Annotated in this window: 22 protein-coding genes; 7 read left to right on the top strand and 15 right to left on the bottom strand. The window is 69.4% G+C overall.

Annotation, left to right across the window (positions count from 1 at the left end):
- Positions 1-41: 41 nt before the first annotated feature.
- From BIU99_RS13075 to BIU99_RS19995, 6 genes are all read right to left on the bottom strand, one after another.
- Positions 42-611 (bottom strand): hypothetical protein, encoded by a 570-nt coding sequence (locus BIU99_RS13075; protein WP_071261585.1) that lies wholly within the window; start codon positions 609-611, stop codon positions 42-44.
- Positions 612-649: 38 nt separating this feature from the next.
- Positions 650-1,810 (bottom strand): hypothetical protein, encoded by a 1,161-nt coding sequence (locus BIU99_RS13070; RefSeq protein ID WP_071261584.1) that lies wholly within the window; start codon positions 1,808-1,810, stop codon positions 650-652.
- 44 nt (positions 1,811-1,854) lie between these two features.
- On the bottom strand, positions 1,855-2,751 hold the full coding sequence (locus BIU99_RS13065) for an oxidoreductase (protein ID WP_071261582.1): 897 nt from the start codon (positions 2,749-2,751) through the stop codon (positions 1,855-1,857).
- Positions 2,748-3,944, bottom strand: a complete 1,197-nt coding sequence (locus BIU99_RS13060; RefSeq protein WP_071261580.1) for a M20/M25/M40 family metallo-hydrolase — start codon at positions 3,942-3,944, stop codon at positions 2,748-2,750. Before BIU99_RS13060 ends, BIU99_RS13065 begins: the two co-directional genes overlap by 4 nt.
- 54 nt (positions 3,945-3,998) lie before the next feature.
- Positions 3,999-4,478 carry a hypothetical protein gene (locus BIU99_RS13055; RefSeq protein ID WP_071261579.1) on the bottom strand — a complete coding sequence of 160 codons (480 nt, stop codon included), beginning with the start codon at positions 4,476-4,478 and terminating at the stop codon, positions 3,999-4,001.
- A 214-nt stretch (positions 4,479-4,692) separates the two neighbouring features.
- Positions 4,693-4,839 carry a hypothetical protein gene (locus BIU99_RS19995; protein ID WP_157583389.1) on the bottom strand — a complete coding sequence of 49 codons (147 nt, stop codon included), beginning with the start codon at positions 4,837-4,839 and terminating at the stop codon, positions 4,693-4,695.
- Between the two features lie 100 nt (positions 4,840-4,939).
- Between BIU99_RS19995 and BIU99_RS13050 the strand changes: the two genes are divergently transcribed.
- A complete protein-coding gene (locus BIU99_RS13050) occupies positions 4,940-5,167 on the top strand; it encodes an RNA-binding S4 domain-containing protein (protein ID WP_064295072.1) in 228 nt (75 codons plus the stop codon).
- Between the two features lie 31 nt (positions 5,168-5,198).
- On the opposite strand, the gene BIU99_RS13045 is transcribed toward BIU99_RS13050, so the two are convergent.
- Positions 5,199-6,038 (bottom strand): hypothetical protein, encoded by an 840-nt coding sequence (locus BIU99_RS13045; protein ID WP_071261578.1) that lies wholly within the window; start codon positions 6,036-6,038, stop codon positions 5,199-5,201.
- A gap of 212 nt (positions 6,039-6,250) precedes the next feature.
- Between BIU99_RS13045 and BIU99_RS13040 the strand changes: the two genes are divergently transcribed.
- The 3 genes from BIU99_RS13040 to BIU99_RS13030 all read left to right on the top strand — a co-directional run bounded on the left by BIU99_RS13040 (position 6,251) and on the right by BIU99_RS13030 (position 10,155).
- A complete protein-coding gene (locus tag BIU99_RS13040; protein ID WP_064295074.1) occupies positions 6,251-6,433 on the top strand; it encodes a hypothetical protein in 183 nt (60 codons plus the stop codon).
- Positions 6,430-9,405 carry a helix-turn-helix transcriptional regulator gene (locus BIU99_RS20365; RefSeq protein ID WP_083397344.1) on the top strand — a complete coding sequence of 992 codons (2,976 nt, stop codon included), beginning with the start codon at positions 6,430-6,432 and terminating at the stop codon, positions 9,403-9,405. The genes BIU99_RS13040 and BIU99_RS20365 overlap by 4 nt, the downstream gene beginning before the upstream one ends.
- 207 nt (positions 9,406-9,612) lie before the next feature.
- Positions 9,613-10,155 (top strand): GNAT family N-acetyltransferase, encoded by a 543-nt coding sequence (locus tag BIU99_RS13030; RefSeq protein ID WP_071261577.1) that lies wholly within the window; start codon positions 9,613-9,615, stop codon positions 10,153-10,155.
- Positions 10,156-10,207: 52 nt separating this feature from the next.
- Here the strand turns inward: BIU99_RS13030 and BIU99_RS13025 are convergent, their stop codons facing one another.
- From BIU99_RS13025 to BIU99_RS13005, 7 genes are all read right to left on the bottom strand, one after another.
- Complete coding sequence (locus tag BIU99_RS13025) at positions 10,208-10,549, bottom strand: hypothetical protein (RefSeq protein ID WP_254773621.1); 342 nt, start codon at positions 10,547-10,549, stop codon at positions 10,208-10,210.
- Complete coding sequence (locus tag BIU99_RS13020) at positions 10,549-10,851, bottom strand: hypothetical protein (RefSeq protein WP_064295078.1); 303 nt, start codon at positions 10,849-10,851, stop codon at positions 10,549-10,551. Before BIU99_RS13020 ends, BIU99_RS13025 begins: the two co-directional genes overlap by 1 nt.
- Positions 10,852-10,910: 59 nt before the next feature.
- On the bottom strand, positions 10,911-11,078 hold the full coding sequence (locus tag BIU99_RS19990; protein ID WP_175484396.1) for a hypothetical protein: 168 nt from the start codon (positions 11,076-11,078) through the stop codon (positions 10,911-10,913).
- A 247-nt stretch (positions 11,079-11,325) separates the two neighbouring features.
- Complete coding sequence (locus BIU99_RS13015) at positions 11,326-11,925, bottom strand: hypothetical protein (protein WP_064295079.1); 600 nt, start codon at positions 11,923-11,925, stop codon at positions 11,326-11,328.
- Positions 11,926-11,960: 35 nt separating this feature from the next.
- Positions 11,961-12,680 carry a tyrosine-protein phosphatase gene (locus tag BIU99_RS13010; protein ID WP_071261576.1) on the bottom strand — a complete coding sequence of 240 codons (720 nt, stop codon included), beginning with the start codon at positions 12,678-12,680 and terminating at the stop codon, positions 11,961-11,963.
- A gap of 45 nt (positions 12,681-12,725) precedes the next feature.
- Positions 12,726-12,881, bottom strand: coding sequence for a hypothetical protein (locus tag BIU99_RS19985; protein WP_175484395.1), 156 nt, complete (start codon positions 12,879-12,881; stop codon positions 12,726-12,728).
- Positions 12,882-12,928: 47 nt separating this feature from the next.
- Complete coding sequence (locus BIU99_RS13005) at positions 12,929-14,038, bottom strand: acyl-CoA desaturase (protein ID WP_071261575.1); 1,110 nt, start codon at positions 14,036-14,038, stop codon at positions 12,929-12,931.
- Positions 14,039-14,305: 267 nt separating this feature from the next.
- Here BIU99_RS13005 and BIU99_RS13000 point away from each other — a divergent pair, with 267 nt between their 5' ends.
- Together BIU99_RS13000 and BIU99_RS12995 are read left to right on the top strand one after the other, a co-directional pair.
- The gene (locus BIU99_RS13000) at positions 14,306-15,076 is read left to right on the top strand and encodes a GAF and ANTAR domain-containing protein (RefSeq protein WP_254773620.1); all 771 of its coding nucleotides are present in this window, start codon (positions 14,306-14,308) and stop codon (positions 15,074-15,076) included.
- Positions 15,077-15,190: 114 nt separating this feature from the next.
- Positions 15,191-15,769 carry a TerD family protein gene (locus BIU99_RS12995; RefSeq protein WP_064295082.1) on the top strand — a complete coding sequence of 193 codons (579 nt, stop codon included), beginning with the start codon at positions 15,191-15,193 and terminating at the stop codon, positions 15,767-15,769.
- 30 nt (positions 15,770-15,799) lie between these two features.
- Here the strand turns inward: BIU99_RS12995 and BIU99_RS12990 are convergent, their stop codons facing one another.
- Complete coding sequence (locus BIU99_RS12990) at positions 15,800-17,305, bottom strand: SulP family inorganic anion transporter (RefSeq protein ID WP_071261573.1); 1,506 nt, start codon at positions 17,303-17,305, stop codon at positions 15,800-15,802.
- A 212-nt stretch (positions 17,306-17,517) separates the two neighbouring features.
- Here BIU99_RS12990 and BIU99_RS12985 point away from each other — a divergent pair, with 212 nt between their 5' ends.
- Complete coding sequence (locus BIU99_RS12985; RefSeq protein WP_064295101.1) at positions 17,518-17,871, top strand: MerR family transcriptional regulator; 354 nt, start codon at positions 17,518-17,520, stop codon at positions 17,869-17,871.
- Positions 17,872-17,876 lie beyond the last annotated feature (5 nt).

The following is a 17,876-nucleotide window of genomic DNA, read 5'->3' as shown; positions in this document are numbered from 1 at the left end:
CCGATCGTGCCAGACCATCCGACAGACCCGTCGACCACGGCTCAGCGCAGACGGCCTCCGGTGAACGCGTTCGTCGCGGCGAGGACGGTGTCGACGGGTGTGTCGATCGCCACCTCGCCGACCTGGAACCCGAGCTTGCCGAGCGCGGCGAAGGACCGTGGTGAGAGGGTCGTCGAGACGCCCGGTGACTGCGCGGTGAGACCGGGCACGAGGTGGAAGGTCAGGATCCGCCACTTGCCGCGTGAGCGGACCGAGATGCGCTCGATCGCGCTCCACGGGAGGAAGACCTCGCCCTGCGGGATGCTGCCGCGGAGGCCGTTCGTGTCGAGCGTCAGCACGGTACGAGCCACCGACTGTGCTCCGCGGACCGTCGCGAACTGCACCACGGCGAACAGCATGAGCCAGGAGATGACACTGAAAGACAGCCCGGCCAGCATGCCGAGGGCGAACCCTCCGGTGGTCGTGGTCAGCACGGCGAGGAGCATCCCGAGCATCGGGACCAACGCCGCTCCGATCAGCGTGAGCACGAACGCCGGGCGGGTCGCCCGCTCCGTCCGGGCCGGGGCGGATCCGACGACCAGCGGGGGGAATGACGGTGACGCAGCGTTCATGACGACAGTATGCCGTTCGCTCGGAGTGTCCCGGGGCTTCACCGCGCGGTGAGGCCCGAACCGTCCGCGTCAGCGACGAACGAGGTCGTGCCGTAGTCGTCGCCGACACTGAACATGATCTCCGGCGGCCCGGCCGGGCGACCGAAGGCGGGACTGTGGACGTCGTCGTCGGTCGCGCGGACCACGTAGGCGAGGGCGTCGCCGACGGGCCGGTCGACCTGCTCGGCACCGTCATGCATCAGCATCCAGACGCGGTCGAGCGCGACATCCGTCCAGGAGAACTGCTCGGCCGTCGACTCGGGCTGCGAGGTCGCCGCGCCGTCGTTGGTGACGGCTCCGTCCCGGTAGGTCCAGCGGTCGGTCTTCGTGTCACCAGCGGACAGTGGGGCCTCGACGATGATGAAGTCGGCCGCCACCGTGATGGAGGCCACGCGGTCGTGACCGATCGCCTCCTCGAGCGCCCGCTGAGCGTCGGCGAGCGCCTCCGGTCGGCGCAGATCCGGTCGGAGCCGGCCATCCTGCATGGCGGCGAACGACTGCCCGACCGCCTGGTGGAACGGCGCGACGACGACCGTCGCCGCAGCGATCGCCACGACGGCGAAGAGGGCGAACCGTGCGGGCCGGCCCGCGCGGCCGACGCCGAGCAACGGCCCCCGTCGGACGCCGTCGACGATGCGGCGGTGCGGCTCGACCGGGATGAACGGGACGGACCCACGCCCAGGCACACGCAGACGCGCCCGTTCCGCCGGTGAGAGCTCACCTTCGTCGATGAACGCGACCTCCGGTCCACCGTCGAGCAGGATGGCGACATCACGCTCCGTGCCGGGCTGGAACATCGGGATGGCGGTCAGCGGGACGACGGTGCGCATGGTGCTCGCGAAGGCCGATCCCTGCAGTGGTTGGACGGTCAGGTCGAGCTCGCACAGTGGCTGATCGTTGATCTGTGTGCCGGTCTGACGGAGCGCGTCGATGCGTGCGACCCCGAGCCGGCGGGCGTCTTTGGCCTGCTGCACGGCCTCCGGAGAAGCCCCGATGGCGTTCCCCACCGACCGGGCGATGAGCGTGAGCACGGTGGAGATGATGAAGACGGGGAGTGCGATGCCGGCCACCGTGTACCCGACGGTGGATGGACCGACGGCGATCACGATCACACCACCGACAAGAGCACCGAGAGCCGCGAAGGCGATCAGACGAAGCATGCCTTCGAGCCTATCGGCAGGCTCGATCCCGATGCTGTCGTGGCTCAGCCCGGCCCATCGCTCGCCGCGGCGAGCAACGGCACGACGATGTCGCTGATCGGCGTGGGGATGCCGTGCGCGCTCCCCCGCCGCTGGATCACCGCGTTGCGGACGTCCCATTCGAGCGGTCGCCCCTGTTCGCGGTCGGCGAGGATCGACGTCCCACGGTCGACCGGAGCGGCACGGAACTGGTCGAGGAGCCGCCGTGGTTCGTCGTCGGTCAACCGCGCACCCTCCGCGCGCGCAACGGTCGCGCACTCCTCGAGGTAGCCGAGCATCAAGCGGCCGATGTCGTCGCGCCGGTACATGCCCGATCGGCGTCCGGTCAGCGCCATGAGTCCGGCGGCCGCGTTCTGCAGCAGCTTCCGCCAGGCGAGGGTCGTGAAGTCGGTCGAGACCTCGACGGCGCAGCGGGAGCCTCGCAACGCGTCCTCGACGACGAGGGCACCGGGTGCCTCCGGCAGGGACAGGCGCGGCGGGCTCAACAGGGTGACCGGACCGCCGGGCTCACGAGTGGCCGGGAACCACACGACCGCGGGCACGACCGTTCCCTCCCGGACGAGTGGCTCCACCATCTCGCGTTGCTCGACGCCGTTCTGCAGGACGCACACGACCGTGTCCGGGCCGCACAACGCGGCGAGCCAGTCGGCAGCGGCAGCCGTCTGGGTCGCCTTGACCGCCAGGAAGACGAGGGCCGCGGTACCCGGGGACTCCGCCGGGTCGGTGTGGACCGGGCCGGGGACCGTCACCGTCTCATCGTCGACCTGGAGCTGGAGTTCCGCCCGCTTCGACCGCCCCGCGATGAACGGCGTCCGTCCCTGTTCGTGGAGCGCTGCGGCGACCACGGTTCCGATCGCGCCCGGCCCGATCACCGCGATGCGGTCGGGTCCCGCGGGCGTCACGCCGCGCCCGATCCGGACAGGGCGTCGCGGGTCGCGGCCATGACCGCTTCCGGGAACCGCCGGAGCTGGTCGAGGTCGACCCATTCCTCCGCGGCGTGCAATCCGCCGCCGGCGGGGCCGCACACGACGGTCGGGATCCCCGCCGCCTGCCAGAGCGCCGACTCCATCCAATACGGCGCTCCGACCGCAGCCGGTAGGGCCTCGGCGTCCCGGGAGAGCTCGGCGGCGAGGACGTCGGCGAACCGCGCGGCCGCACCCTGCTCGTCGGCCTCCCATGCCTCGCGCTGATGGGTCAGCCGTGCGCCCGTGCGGAGGCCGGGCATCCGGGCGGCGACCGCGTCGAACATCGCCTGGACCTCGACCAGGGCGTCCTCCGCGCGTTCACCCGGCAGGATGCGTCGCTCGATGACGAGGGTCGCGTCGGCGGCGATCGTGAACGGGGCGCTCCCTGCCCTGACCACCGTCGTGGTGAACGAACCGTGGTCGAGCAACGGGTGCGCCGGTCGCCGATGAAGCTCGTCGTCGGCCCGCTCCACCTCCTGCAGCAGCGCGCTGACAGCGCGGATCGCATCGACGGCCAGACCAGGCTGTGACGAGTGCGCGGCCGTCCCCTGCAGCGTGACCTCGACGACCGCGTACCCCCGATGCGCCGACACCCGGTCCAACCAGGTGGGCTCGGCGATGAGGCACACGTCCGCCGTCACACCACGATCGGCGAGGTGTCGGAGGACGGCAGCGGCCCCCACGCTCGCGTCCTCCTCGTCGGCGACGCCCGTGAAGACGACCGTGCCGGGGTGGTCGGTCGCGGCGAGTCGTTCTGCGGCGACGATCAGCCCGGCCAGGCCGGCCTTCATGTCGCTGGCACCGCGCCCGAAGAGCCGGCCGTCCGCGATCCGCGGGGTGAACGGGTCGACCATGCCCTCGACCCCGACGGTGTCGAGATGGCCGTTGAACACGACCGTCGGCCCCGGCTGCGATCCCGCGTGCACGGCCACGACGCTGACGCGCTGCGGGTCCTCCGGTGCGGGAACGAGGTCGACCACGAAGCCGGCGCCCTCGAGTCGCTGCGCGATCACCGCCGCGATCCGCCCTTCTCCGGGAGCCCCTGGGACGAGGCTCGGACTGACGGAATCGATCGAGATGAGCAGGCGGGCGAGCTCGAGCGCGTCGTCGCCGGGGCTGAGGTCGGACATGCCACGACGATAGCGGGATGCCCGGCCCGCGAGTGAGCGGTCAGGGCCTCGGCGTCACTCCGCCTTCGGTGCGCGCCACGTGCCCGCTCCACCGAAGGACACCGACTCGAGCGTCCCACCCTCCGGCACCATGATGAGCTGGCACCCTTCCGCCTTGCCGTCGGACACCTCACCGAGACCGGTGCAGTCGAAATCCCCGCCGAAGTTGAGGACGTTGATGGGCGATGCCTCACCGTCCGACGCCTTGGCCTTCCAGAAGTTCTCGTTGAGGTCGCCCTCCGAGCCGTCATTGAAGGCCACCTCGTACGTCACGAAGTAGGGCGTCTGGCCGGCGAGCTCGTCGAGTTCGAGCGCGGCGACGTCCTCCGCGGTCCGCTGCTCGATCCCCGTGACCGTCATCGTCCCTTCGGAGATCCGGACCTCATCGCCGATCTCGCCGCCCGAGCTCCCACATGCGCTCAGGAGCAGCAGTGCGGGAACGGCCAAGGCTGCTGCCGAGGTGCGGATGATGCGCTGCCGGTATGTGTACCCCATGGTGATGTCCCCCTGATCGACGGTTGTTGTTCTCAGGGTCCAGATTGGGGCACACCACGACGGCGGCTCAATGGGGACTGCTCCCCACCGCTTGCCGGTCGAGGTCGACACCCGGGCGGATCGCGGCGAGGGTGAAGACCAGAACAGGCGCCCGTCTCCGTGAGGGGACAGACGCCTGAGCGCATCACCGACCGCGCGGGGCCGAGGATCGGGACTAGCGGTTCTTGACCCGCGTGATCGCGTCGGTGTTCTCCGAACGCGCATTGCCGGCCTTCTTGTCGGCTTTCGCGGTGCGCTTCTCCTTCAGCGTCTTCGCGGGTGCGGTCTTGCCGCCTTCTTTCCGTGCGGACTTCTCGCCCATGGTGTTGCTCCTTTGCGAGCCACGATGGCCCGGTACCGCTGAGGGTACAACCACATGCTGTCCCCGAGTCCAGTGAACCCATCCTTGTTAGCATTCGGGGATGACGAACCCGACACAGATCACCGATGTCCCGATCGGCGGCGAGGGCATCCGACTCGGGCAGTTCCTGAAGTTCGCCGGTCTGCTCGACTCCGGCGGAGACGTGAAGGCGGCGATCGCCGACGGCGCGGTGCGGGTCAACGGCGAGATCGATCGCCGACGCGGCCGGCAGTTGCAGCTCGACGACGTCGTCTCCCTCGAGGGGCGCAGCGTCCGCGTCCGCCCCTGAACGTCCGGTACCTGGACACCGCCCCGAACGCTCAGCCCGAGGTGGTCGTCGAACCTGCGACCCGGCCCGACTGAAGGGTCGAGGGGAACGTCAGCGTGGCCGCCCACCATACGTCGGATTCGGGCAGGTGCACGACGACGATCCCGTCCTCCGTCGCCCGCTGGCTCACCCGGTAGCCGGGGATCCGTGGCGGGAAGCCGGACACGGCGGCCGTGTGACTCGCCGGTACGGTGAGCGTCGCCGGTTCACCGACCCGGAGCCCGTCGGAGCTCGACTCGATCCGGCCCGTGAGCTCCAGGACCTGTCGTCGACCGTTGCGGCCCGTCGCGCGCGGCACCGCCCCACTCAATGCGAACACGACGTCCGGCTGCCGGGTTCCGGGGCGGAACGCGAGCAGTCGGATGCTGTTGCGCACCGCGACGACGGACCACCAGGCGAGCAGTGCGGTGAGGAGTGACATCGTCACCGCCCAGAACCACTGCCAGAAGTCCGGGCCGGCCGGCGCCTCGAGCGTGACCTCGCCGGTCTGGTCGCGGACCCGGATCTCGAGCGTCTCGCCCACCTGGATCGTGTCACTGCGGATCTCGTCCGATCCGGCCGTACCGGGCACGTCGTAGGTCACCGTGACGGTGCGGTACTCCTCCCAGTGCTTGCTGCGTCGGCTGCCTTCGAGCACCCGCTCCGTACCCTCGTCGACCACCTGTCCGGTGGTCGTCGTGTAGCTCGCCGTGAGGTCGGCGGCGAGGTCCCTGACGTTCCCGAACCCGATGAACCCCGCGACGGCCGTGAGGAAGATGAGGGTGATCACCAGGACGGTGCGCCCTCGTACCGCGCGATTCAGGTAGGTGCGGTCGATCGTGGTCGTGCTCACTGCAGCCCTCCGGTTCTGGCCGCTCCGGGCCGACACCGACTCTAGGAGGGACCGGCCGAGTCGGACGATGGGGAGGACTCCCCAGGTCGACGGCGGTTCCCACCGCGCCGGTCCCGGCCATCTAGGGCAGTTGCCCGAGGTAGGGCACGGGCCTCAGCGAGGAACGTGAGTGGTCGAGCACGGGGATCCGCCCCGTGTTCAGCGGAGGAGCCATGTTGATCACGAGCGCGAGTCACAGCCCGTTCACGTCCGTCGAGACGAGACGGTTCATCGAGCAGGAACTCCAGCGGGATCTCGAGCGGGAACGTCGCCGCCGGGAACGACGACTGGAGGAGCAGCGGCGACTCGCGGACGCCGCGGCCGATCGTGACGAGGGTGGGACCATGGAGTGGTGAGCCTGCCCACCACCAGCCCGACGATGATCGGGCGCGCCTCCGATCTTCGAGCGCTCCAGGCCGTGTTCGACGCCGTCGCCGCGGGTGAGTCACGCAGTGTGGTCCTGAGCGGCGAGGCCGGTATCGGCAAGACGCGCCTGCTCACCGAGTTCACGCGGTCGGTCCGGTCGTCGGCGCTCGTCATCACGGGCCAGTGCGTGGACCTCGGTGACGTCGCCGCGCCCTACGCACCGGTCCTCGGCCTCATGAAGGACCTCGTCGCGCAGCGCGGGCGCGACGCGGTGCTGGAGGCTGCGGGTCCGGGCAAAGCCTCCCTCGCGACGCTGCTGCCGACGCTCGGCCCCGACGCGCAGGACCACCGGGACGGCGGCGTCGGGCGGCTCCACGAGACCGTCGCGGTGCTCCTCGAGGCGCTGTCACGTCAGCAGCCCGTCGTCGTCGCGATCGAGGACGTCCACTGGGCTGACGGTGCGACCCTCAGCCTGCTGGCCTTCCTCGTGCGCGTGCTCTCCGATGCCCGCGTGATGGTCGTGCTCACCTTCCGAAGCGAGGACGTCTCCCGCGGGCACCCCCTGCGCGGGTTCCTCGCCGAGCTCGACCGCACGAGGCGCGTCGAGCGGCACACCCTCGAACGGTTGAGCCGCAGCGACGTGCTCCGCCAGGCGATCGCCATCCGCGGAAGTTCCCTCGACACGGTCTCGATCGACAGCGTGTACGCACGGAGCGAGGGCGTTCCGTTCTTCGTCGAGGAACTCCTCGGACTGGAGGCGGACCGGGACGGCGACGAACTCCCCGACACCCTGCGCGAGCTCCTGCTGGCGCGCTACGAGCGACTCGCGCCCGCGACCCAACAGCTGCTGCGCGTGATCTCGGCCGGTGGTGTCTGCGTCGAGCACACCCTCCTGGAGCGGGTGTTCACGGGCGGCCCCGACGCCCTCGACACCGGTGTGCGGGAGGCGATCGGGTCGAACGTCCTCGTCGCGGACGCGACCACGTACGAGTTCCGACACGCACTGGTCCGGGAGGCGATCCACGACGACCTGCTGCCCGGCGAACGGAGCCGGTTCCATGCGGGGTTCGCCGAGGCGCTGGAGGCAGGCGTCGGTGGTGAGCCGGTCGCTGCCGCGGTGTCGCACCACTGGATGCTCGCCCGCGACTTCGGACGGGCCTTCCCCGCGACCGTCCGCGCCATGGAGCAGGCTCACGCTGCTTACGCGTACAGCACGGAGGCGCAGCTCGGCGAGCGTCTCCTGGAGATCTGGGACCAGGTGCCCGACGCCGCGGCACTCGTCGGGCGCTCGCGTTCGGAACTCATGCGACGGACGGCGAGCGCCTTAAGGAACGCCGGGTGGACGGACCGGGCGATCGCCATGGTCGACGAGGTGCTCGCGACGCCGGAGGAACGCGACGACCTCGACCAGGCCAAGCTCCTCCGTGACAAGGCGTTCTATCTCGCCAACCTCGGGCGACCGGGCTCGGTGGACCTCCTCGAAGAGGCGCTCGACCGGGTCCCACCGGGCACCCCCGGCGACCTGCGCGGTGTGCTGCTGACGAGCCTCGGCGCGCGGCACATGATCATCGGGCGGCTGGAACGGGCGATCGAGTACGCCGACGAGGCCGCCCGGGAGGCCGTCCGCACCGGTTCGGCACGGAACGCCTCGGTCGCGGCGAACATCGGTGGGATCGCACGCATCCACCACGGCGAACTGGAGAGCGGCAGCAGGATGCTGGCGACCGCTGAGACGCTGGCGGACGGCGACGGCAGCGCCCTGCTCCGGTACCGGGTGAACGCGTCCGACATGGCGAACCTGCTCGGTTCCTACGAGGAAGCGCTCGCGTCGGCATTGGAAGGCGTCGCGCGGGCGAAGGAGCTGGGCGTCGAGCGCAGTTCGGGGCTCATTTTGTCGTCGAACGCGGTCGACCCGTTGGTGGCGCTCGGTCGCTGGGACGAGGCGGAGGAACGGGTCCACCGGGCCCTGGCACTGCAGCCGCCCCTCGCCTTCTCGGTGTACCTCCGTCAGTCGCTCATCCTGCTCACGCTCTGGCGTGGCGACGCCGAGAGCGCTGCGACCCTGTACCGCCGGTGGCGGAAGGGGATGCTCTCCCTGTCCGGCCTGGAGGTGCAGACGCGGTTCGGCGTCGCCCGCGTCGTGATGCAGGTCGGGCTGGCTGCCGGCGACCTCGCCGGGGCCTGGTCGCCGGCGGGGGTCGGCGTGTTCGACGCCCCGGACCACCGCCCGATGCCGGCGTACGACCTCCCGGCACTGGCGGACGCGGCTCGCGTCCTGGCCCGGATCCGTGTCTCGCTCGCCACCGGCACGCTCGACGTGGCGTCCGGACCCTTTGCCGGCGTCGACGACGATCGGCTCCGGCAGCAGGAGGAACGCTGGCGGGCACTGCTCGCCGAGGAACGGTTCTGGCCGACCGCACCGCTGTGGGGCGCGCTGGTCGACGCCGAACTCGGCGGACCGGACGGCACCGGGAACGACGCCAGCGCGTGGGAGGCGGCTCGCGCGATGGCCGAGCATCCGTTCGCACCGGCCGCGCTCGCGCCATACACGGCACTCCGACTGGCTGAGGCGCGCGTGGCCGCCGGTGATCGCCCTGGCGCACAGGACACGCTCGTCGTCGCGGTCGCCGAGGCGACGACGCTCGGTGCCGGCCTCGTGCTCGACGGTGCGCGCGCGTTGGCGGAGCGGGCGTCGCTGAACCTCGACGGCCGCCCCCGAGCGCGTGGCACGAGCGGCTCCATCGAGCTGACCGCCCGAGAGCGCCAGGTGCTGCAGCTCATCGCGGAAGGCCTGAGCAACCGTCAGATCGGCGAGCGCCTGTTCATCAGCGCGAAGACGGCGAGCGTCCACGTCTCGGCCATCCTGCGGAAGCTCGGTGCGGCGACCCGGACCGAGGCCGCGATGATCGCCGGAGCGAGCGGATTGCTCGCGGCGAACGCCGGACGCACCGACCGCCCCTGACGTCCGCCCTGGCGGTGAAGCGGGCCCCGGCCGGAATCGAGGGGAAGCCGGCCGGGAACCCCGACAGGGCGAAAGGGTCCTGTCGGGCATCAGCGTAATCACGGGGCGAGACGGCACGTGGCCCGTTGCGTTCTTTGGACAGACGTGTCCGTTCGACAGCTCACCTCCGCTCGGCACACACCGTGGCGACCTTGCGATACTGGGCGGATGTCACCGTTGAGCCTGCAACCCGTCGAACGCCCACGGGACGACGACGCGTTCGTCGAGTTCCTGAGCGCACACGAGTTCCCGTTCCACATGCAGCCGCGACCGACCGCGGAGGAGGCGCACAAACGCCTGACCTCAGGCATCGTCGACGGGCCCGGTGCCTTCGGGTGTTGGGTACTCGCGGACGGCGAGATGGTGGGAATCGTCACCCTCGAGGACCTCGAGGACGACACGGCGTTGATCGACCTGCGGCTCGCCGAAGACGCACGAGGGCGCGGGATCGGAACGGCGATCCTGCCGGTCATCGTCAGGGAGGTGTTCGACCGCTTCCCGACCGTTCGCAAGCTCGAGGGGCAGACCCGCGAGGACAACGTCGCCATGCGTCGCGCCTTCCGTCGGGCCGGCTGGGTGAAGGAGGCCCACTACCGCGAGGGCTGGCCAGTGGCCGGCGGACAGCCACTCGCATCGGTCGCCTACGCGATCCTCCGGAGCGACGTGCAGTCGGGCACGACGACGCCGGTCCCCTGGGACGACGAGCCGTAAGGAGTCGTCTCCCAAAGGCCGATACCGGTTCTCCGGCACGGCGGCTCGGCCCTCACCGGCCGAGATTGACGATGGCCCGCTGATAGGCGTCGACGTTCGCACGCCGCCCGACGGCGACAGCCTCGATGGCGACGGCGTGGATCTCATCCGGCGTGTAGCGGTAGACGAGTCGGTACCTCGGCTTTCCGGATCCGTCCGGGTCGAAGTAGAGCTTGCGACAGTCATCCAGGTCCCCGGTGCCGACCCGCGAGTCGAGCTTCACGCCCGCGATCTTCCCGTCCCGGATGAGGACGAGCATGTCCAGCGCCATCTTCTTCGTGGCGAGGTCCGGGAGCGCGTCGATGTCTTGCTGAAAGCCCGGGAGAAGAGCGGTCAGCTTGAGGGACGCCGCCATCAGCGGTAGTCGTCAGGATTGAGGCCGAGACCGAGAGCGACATCAGCCAGGGACCCCGACCCACCGCCGGCAGCGCGCTCGCGCACCAAGTGTGCGATCTCGATGTCTTCGATCACAGGCAGCAACTCCGTGTAGAGCTCAAACGGGATGACGACGCCCTCGGCACGACGGTGACCGCCGAACACCATGGGCTGCGCCATCACACCCTCGGAGCGGAACCTGCGCAACGCGTTCGGCAACTCGGTACGCGCTTCAGACGTGGGCAGCACCGGCTGGATTGGCATCGCGGAAGAGATCGACATGGCGCAAGTGTACCAACTTCTCGTCCTGAAAGTCGTACGACTTTGAGGACATCTGTGGGCTAGCGCTTGCTCCCAGCACGCTGGACGGCTCCGAACGCGCTTGTCCCGACGATGAGGACGAGGCCGATGATCCCGAGCCAGAACAGCCCCTTCAGCACGAACCCGACGATAGAGAGGACCGCCCAAAGGACGAGGAGGACGACGATGACGACGGCGAACTTCTGCACGGGTATGGGGTTCCTGTTCCGGTGGTGAGGTAGCTGGCGCGATCGGATGATAATCGGGCAGCACCATAGCAGGACCGCCTCTGTGCCCGTCGGCGGTCTGGGCAGGAGGAGCCGACGCAGGCGCAGTCGGGCACGACGACGCCGATCCCCTGGGACGACGAGCCGTAAGGCGGGCCAGCGCGCGTGCCTGGGCGCGGACCGGGAATCGCCCTCGTGAGGACCGTCCGCTCACGCTCGTCCGGTCCGGTCACCCCTGCTCGGGAGGAGACCACCAGGACGAGCCGGCTTCGACGGGCGCGGGCCCAGCCACGGCGGCCAGCGCTCGCAAGTACTGGTCACCCATGCGGACGAGGGTGATGGTCCGGAGTCGATAGCCCAGTGGGCCGGCGTGCCACGTCGCATCAGGTCGAACCTCGAGCAGATACAACCAGCGACGTCTCAGTTCGTCGGGCACACCGACCCACAGAAGGTCGGGTTTGTTCCGGCGTTCGAGGGCGCAGAGAACTCCCTCCGTGAGGAACGACCGCAACATGCCGCGGGTCGAGTCCAGATCGGGCGTCGGCCGACCTGGCGGAGGGTTCACGGGCCACTCGGGTCGAGTTTCGGAGAAACGGCGTTGGAACGATCGATCGAACCGGACGCGGGCGATCTCACGGACGCGGATGACCGTGTAGCCGTCGAAGAAACCACCTGCGGCTATCGGTGCGACGAGCACCCACTTGTGACCGATGGCGACGACGAACCCATCGAGCGTCTCGTCCGGGGCGGACACCCGGTTCAGCTTCACGATCGTGGAGGTCTGCTGGGCGAGACCGAGCCGCTTCAGGATCTTTGAGCGCGTCTGCATGGCTCATTCTCCCGCGATGAGCCGGGCATCGGCCGTCACGGGAGCAACAGCAGACGCAATTCCCCTCGGGCCGTCTCGTCGACGCCGAGTGTTTCGAAGACCCCGTCCGCGTCGGCGACGAAGGCTCGCACGTGCGGCGTCACGTCGTCGAGGAAGGCGTCGACCTGCTCCGACGTCCACGACGCCTGGCGGTCGTGGGTCGGGCCGCCGTGGGGCGCCGTTCCGGCCATGGCACGCACCGATGCCGCGTAGTCGTCGACGATGGCCTCATCGGGGACGCCGACGTTGGCGAGCAGCAGCGCGCTGATCATGCCGGTGCGGTCCCTGCCGGCTGCGCAGTGCACCAGGATCCCGGGTTCGGACGATGCGACCGCTTCGAGCGCACCGCGGACGAGCTCCGGCAGGATACGCACATTGTGCGGCCAGTACTCCGGGGAGTCGAGGATCGGCAGGCACACCGCGCGGAACTCCGGATCGGTCTGATCCTCGGTCGGCGCGAGCGTGATCACCAGCTCGGCTGGAGGCCGGACACCCGGGTCGGTTTCGCGCGCTCCGGTCTCATCAGCGCTGCGGAGATCGACCACGGACCGCAGCCCCCATCGCATCGCGGCGTCCCACCCTGCAGCGGTGAGCAGCTCGCGTCGGGGACCCCGCGCGATCCGCCCGCGCGCCGTCAGGCCGGTGGACGACAGCGGGGTCGGCAGACCGCCGAGATCCCTGAGGTTGCGCAGGCCGTCCCAGTCCAGATTCCGCATCCGGCAGAGCGTACTCGAACCGACCGGGCGGTTTCCGACTGCGAGCTAGCGCTTGCTGGCGGCGCGTCGGATGGCACCGAAGACGATCGTGCCGAGGAAGAGGACGATGCCGATGATCCCGAGCCACAGCAGACCCTTCAGCGCGAAGCCGACGATGGAGAGGATCGCCCAGATGACGAGGAGCACGATGATGATCTGCATGGCTTGGGTTCCTGATTCCGTGGGGTGATGGTGGTCGGTGAGGTGGCTCAGTGTATGCGGAGCTCGGCGACGAGCGGGCACGCGAACGGATCGCGAGCTCCGAGACCGACGCGGTTGAGGTAGCGGATGACGATCACGTACGAGCGCAGCAGCGTGGTCTCGGTGTACGGGACGTCGAGTGCTGCGCAGTGGTCGCGGACGAGTCGGCGAGCCTCCTTGAGCGCAGGACGCGGCATCGAGGGGAAGAGATGGTGCTCGACCTGGTAGTTCAGGCCGCCCATGAGGAACGACACCCACCATCCACCGACGACGTTCCGCGACGTCAGGACCTGCCGGGAGAAGAAGTCGACGTTCGCATCATGGGCGATCGTCGGCATCCCCTTGTGGTTCGGGGCGAACGAGGCACCCATCATGACGCCGAACACCGCGAACTGGACGCCGAGGAACGCGCACGCCATGCCGAACGGCAGGAACCAGAACACGACCGTGAGGATGATCCCGAAGCGTGCGACGAGCATCACGCCCTCGACCACCCGGTCGCGCACGCCGGCCCGCGTCCCGACACCGCTGACGACGGAGCGGATCGCGAGCCAGTGCAGGTTGAGGCCTTCGAGGGTGAGGAGGGGGAAGAACAACCAACCCTGGTGACGGTAGAAGATCCTCGCCGCCCGGTTCCGCACCGTGTCGACGTCCTCCGGCAGGAAGCGGATCGTGTCGGGCTCGATGTCGGGGTCCTTCCCCACGGTGTTCGGATTGCCGTGATGGCGCGTGTGCTTGTTCATCCACCACGAGTAGCTCAACCCCACCAGGAAGGTGCCGAGGAATCGGCCCGCCCGGTCGTTCCAGGCACGGGACTCGAACACCTGCCGATGCGCGGCCTCGTGCGACAGGAAGGCGAACTGCGTGAACAGCACGCCCAGAGCGGCCGCGACCAACAGCTGCAGCCAGGAGTCACCGAGGAACGCGAAGGCGACCCAGCAGCCGGCGGTGGCGAGCACCAGGACGGCGAACAGCGTCCAGTAGAAGCCGTGGCGTCGTCGGAGCAGACCGGCCGACTTCACTTCGGCGAGGATCGCGGAGTAGCTCGAGGTGCCACCAGTCCGGGGTCTCCCGCTGGGGCCGGTCTTCCGGAACCCGCTGCTGCGTTCGACCGTCATCGGACGCCCTCCGCCGGCGGGACGGGCGTTCTGGTCGACCGATCGGGTCGCCGAGAACGCACGAGAGGAAGGCCGACGGGGTGCGTGCTCATGAGGCTCCTGGGCATCATCAGAAAGGACGAACAATCCGGCAACCAGGGTCTGGGGCAGCGCTCGTTCAGCGTAGAACGGTCTCGCGACCCGGCGCAAATCCTCGCGAGCGCGTCTCGACGGCGGCGGTCATGGACGGCCTCCGGCCTCGGTTACGGTTGATCCGCAGATCAACAGATGGGGACTGACACCGCCATGGACGACACGCGCGAAGCACGGCTCATCGAGACGTTCGTGACTCTCACCGACAGCCTCGTCGCCGACTACGACGTCGTCGACGTGCTGCAGACACTGGTCGACCGGGCGGTCGAGCTGTTCGACGCTGCCGCCGGGGCCATCCATCTGGCCGACCGCGACGACCTCCTGCAGGTCGTCGCGTCCACGAGCGAGCGGAGCGAGTTCATCGGCCTCATGCAGCTCAACGCAGGAGAGGGGCCCTGCATCGCTGCGGTGACGAGCGGTCTCCTGGTGACGGCGGAGAGCGCTGACGAGCTGCGCGAGCACTGGCCGAGGTTCGCGGAAGCGTCACAGGAACGCGGATACGCGGGCGTCCACGCGATCCCCATGCGGCTCCGCGACACGATCGTCGGGTCTCTGAATCTGTTCCGCGAGACCGAGGGCGCCCTCAACGGCGCCGACGCCCGCGCCGCCCAGGCGCTGGCCGATGTCGCGACGATCAGCCTCCTGCAGCAGCGGACGATCGAGAACGCGACGCTCGCCACCGAGCAACTCCAGCGCGCGCTCGACAGCCGGGTCGCCATCGAGCAGGCGAAGGGGTATCTGGCGCGGGCGGCGGGTGTCGACATGGACACGGCCTTCGGGATGATCCGGCAGTACGCACGCACCCGCCAGCGGCGGCTCGGTGACGTCGCCGCAGCGGTCGCCCGCGAGGAGCTGCCACTCGACGAAGTCACAGCGGCCGACTCCACCAAGGCGGACGGCGACTGATCACCGCTGCGGCCGTGGGGGCTGGCGGATCCTCCACAACCCACTCCAAACTCAGCCGGAACAGGGCAGGATGGAGGTTCGAACATCACCGAGCACTCTCGAAGGAACACACCCATGGCAGGCCTCAGCCTCTCCAAAGGCAACAACCTCTCGCTCACGAAGACCAGCCCAGGGCTGACCATCGCCACGGTCGGTCTCGGGTGGGACCCGCGCACCACCGTCGGCGTCGCGTTCGACCTCGACGCCTCCGCCATCCTCGTCGCCGAGAACGGCAAGATCCGAACCCCTGCGGACTTCATCTTCTACAACCAGATGTCGACGCCCGACGGCTCGGTCGTGCACCAGGGCGACAACCGCACCGGCGAGGGTGACGGCGACGACGAGCAGATCACGATCGACCTCCGCGCTGTGGAGCCCGACGTCTCGCGCATCGTCATCGCGGTCTCGATCCACGACGCCGACAACCGCCGCCAGAACTTCGGCCAGGTCCGCGACGCCTTCTGCCGGGTCATGGACCAGGATCAGCAGGAGATCGTCCGCTACGACCTCACCGAGGACGCCTCCCAGGAGACGGCGATGCTGTTCGCCGAGATCTACCGGTACAACTCGGAGTGGAAGTTCCGTGCCGTCGGCCAGGGCTACACCACCGGCCTGGCCGGCATCGCGGGCGACTTCGGCGTCCCGCTCGACTGACTCGGACGCAGGAGCCGGCGCGACCGGCGGTCAGTGACCGCCGGTCAGCTTGCCGGCCAGCCGGGCGTGTATCCGCGTGCTCGCGTCGTTCATCCCCTCGATGACGACCCGCTTCCCGCGACGCTCGTACTTCGTGGTGATCGCGTCGAGGGCGGCGACGGTCGACGCGTCCCAGACGTGCGACTGCGAGAGGTCGATGACGATCCGCTCCGGGTCGTCGGCGTAGGCGAACTGCGTCGTGAGGTCGTTGCTGGAGGCGAAGAACAGCTCCCCGGTCACGGTGTACCGGGCGGCGGGCGTCGCTGCGGACAGGTCGACCGTGCGTTCGACGGTGGCGAGGTGGGCGACCCGCCTTGCGAACACGACCATCGCGGCGATCACACCGATGACGACACCGATCGCGAGGTTGTGCGTCAGGACCACCACGACGACCGTGGCCACCATGACGACCGTCTCACCGAGGGGCATGGCGCGCAGGGTCCTCGGGTTGACACTGTGCCAGTCGAAGGTCGCGACGGACACCATGATCATCACCGCGACGAGCGCGGCCATGGGGATCACCGCGACCACGTCGCCCAGCGCGACGACCAGGACCAGCAGGAACACCCCGGCGAGGAAGGTCGAGATCCGCGTTCGCGCGCCCGAGGCCTTCACGTTGATCATGGTCTGGCCGATCATCGCGCAGCCACCCATGCCACCGAAGAACCCCGAGAGCACGTTCGCGATCCCCTGGCCCAGAGACTCGCGGGTCTTGCCCGACGGGGTGTCGGTGACATCGTCGACGAGCTTGGCCGTCATGAGCGACTCGAGGAGCCCGACCAACGCCATCGCGGCCGCGTACGGCGCGATGATCGCGAACGTCTCCAGCGTGAACGGCACGTTCGGGATGAACAGGGTCGGCAGGCTGCGCGGCAGTTCGCCCTGGTCGCCGACGGTGGGCACGTTCAGTCCGGTGGCCACCGTCGCCGCGGTGATGAGCACGATCGCGACGAGCGGCGCCGGCACGACACTCGTGAGGCGGGGCATGACGACCATGACCACGATGCCGACCGCGACGAGCGGGTACACGAGCCCCGGCACGCCGATGAGGTTCGGCAGCTGGGCGGTGAAGATCAGGATCGCCAGTGCGTTGACGAACCCGACCATGACGCTCCGCGGGATGAAGCGCATGAGCTTCGCGACGCCGAGGAGACCGAGGATCACCTGGAAGACACCGCCGAGGATGACCGTGGCGATGAAGTAGTCGAGGCCGTGTTCGCGGGCGACCGGGGCGATGACCAGGGCGATCGCTCCCGTGGCCGCCGTGATCATCGCCGGGCGGCCGCCGAGGAAGGCGATCGCCACGGCCATGACGAACGAGGAGAACAGTCCGACCTGCGGGTCGACGCCCGCGATGATCGAGAAGGAGATCGCCTCCGGGATGAGCGCCATGGCGACGACGAGGCCCGCCAGCACCTCCCTGGTGAGGATGCGGGGGCTGCGGAGTGCGGAGAGGACGGTGGCGTCCGGTGTGGCGGTTTCGGGGCCGTTGGCCATGAGTGCTCCTGTCGGAGTCGGGGTCCTCAGCGCGAGGACCGGATGGGAATGTCTGGGTCCGGCGCTGCGGTGCGCACGCCACCGACCGCGCGGGGACGTCACGCGCGGGAGAATGGTGGGGAGATGCGGCCCGATCGGCCGCCATCGATAACTCTACCCTAACGTAAGGGTTGATTTGAAGTGAGGCGACCGTGACGAGCGAACCGACCACCATGCACATCGGCGAACTGGCCGAGCGCACCGGACTCTCGCTCCGCACGCTGCGGCACTACGACGACGTCGGTCTGGTCTCGGCCTCAGCGCGCACCGAGGGCGGCTTCCGCTTGTACACGCAGGACGACTACGACCGCCTCATCCTCATCCGGCGCATGAAACCACTCGGCTTCTCCCTCGAGGAGATGGCAGAGCTCCTCCGGGTGATCGACGCCATGGACACCGCACCCGACGACGACACCCGCGCGATCCTCGACGGCTTCATCACCGACGCGGCCGAGCGTCGCACCAAGCTGCAGCAACAACTCGCGATGGCGGACGAGTTCGTGTCACTCCTCGAAGCCCGCCGCTGACGACA

This window comes from Plantibacter sp. MMLR14_011, from assembly GCF_001865025.1.
Lineage (GTDB): Bacteria > Actinomycetota > Actinomycetes > Actinomycetales > Microbacteriaceae > Plantibacter > Plantibacter flavus_A.
Note: the sequence above shows the minus strand (reverse complement) of the source record. Positions and strands in the feature narration are given on the sequence as shown.

Excerpts from the sequence above, each read along its gene's own strand:
- BIU99_RS13075 (WP_071261585.1), bottom strand. The coding sequence starts at position 611 with ATGAACGCTGCGTCACCGTCATTCCCCCCGCTGGTCGTCGGATCCGCC.
- BIU99_RS13070 (WP_071261584.1), bottom strand. The coding sequence starts at position 1,810 with ATGCTTCGTCTGATCGCCTTCGCGGCTCTCGGTGCTCTTGTCGGTGGT.
- BIU99_RS13060 (WP_071261580.1), bottom strand. The coding sequence starts at position 3,944 with ATGTCCGACCTCAGCCCCGGCGACGACGCGCTCGAGCTCGCCCGCCTG.
- BIU99_RS13055 (WP_071261579.1), bottom strand. The coding sequence starts at position 4,478 with ATGGGGTACACATACCGGCAGCGCATCATCCGCACCTCGGCAGCAGCC.
- BIU99_RS19995 (WP_157583389.1), bottom strand. The coding sequence starts at position 4,839 with ATGGGCGAGAAGTCCGCACGGAAAGAAGGCGGCAAGACCGCACCCGCG.
- BIU99_RS13050 (WP_064295072.1), top strand. The coding sequence starts at position 4,940 with ATGACGAACCCGACACAGATCACCGATGTCCCGATCGGCGGCGAGGGC.
- BIU99_RS13040 (WP_064295074.1), top strand. The coding sequence starts at position 6,251 with ATGTTGATCACGAGCGCGAGTCACAGCCCGTTCACGTCCGTCGAGACG.
- BIU99_RS13030 (WP_071261577.1), top strand. The coding sequence starts at position 9,613 with ATGTCACCGTTGAGCCTGCAACCCGTCGAACGCCCACGGGACGACGAC.
- BIU99_RS13025 (WP_254773621.1), bottom strand. The coding sequence starts at position 10,549 with ATGGCGGCGTCCCTCAAGCTGACCGCTCTTCTCCCGGGCTTTCAGCAA.
- BIU99_RS13020 (WP_064295078.1), bottom strand. The coding sequence starts at position 10,851 with ATGTCGATCTCTTCCGCGATGCCAATCCAGCCGGTGCTGCCCACGTCT.
- BIU99_RS13015 (WP_064295079.1), bottom strand. The coding sequence starts at position 11,925 with ATGCAGACGCGCTCAAAGATCCTGAAGCGGCTCGGTCTCGCCCAGCAG.
- BIU99_RS13010 (WP_071261576.1), bottom strand. The coding sequence starts at position 12,680 with ATGCGGAATCTGGACTGGGACGGCCTGCGCAACCTCAGGGATCTCGGC.
- BIU99_RS19985 (WP_175484395.1), bottom strand. The coding sequence starts at position 12,881 with ATGCAGATCATCATCGTGCTCCTCGTCATCTGGGCGATCCTCTCCATC.
- BIU99_RS13005 (WP_071261575.1), bottom strand. The coding sequence starts at position 14,038 with ATGACGGTCGAACGCAGCAGCGGGTTCCGGAAGACCGGCCCCAGCGGG.
- BIU99_RS13000 (WP_254773620.1), top strand. The coding sequence starts at position 14,306 with ATGGGGACTGACACCGCCATGGACGACACGCGCGAAGCACGGCTCATC.
- BIU99_RS12995 (WP_064295082.1), top strand. The coding sequence starts at position 15,191 with ATGGCAGGCCTCAGCCTCTCCAAAGGCAACAACCTCTCGCTCACGAAG.
- BIU99_RS12990 (WP_071261573.1), bottom strand. The coding sequence starts at position 17,305 with ATGGCCAACGGCCCCGAAACCGCCACACCGGACGCCACCGTCCTCTCC.
- BIU99_RS12985 (WP_064295101.1), top strand. The coding sequence starts at position 17,518 with ATGCACATCGGCGAACTGGCCGAGCGCACCGGACTCTCGCTCCGCACG.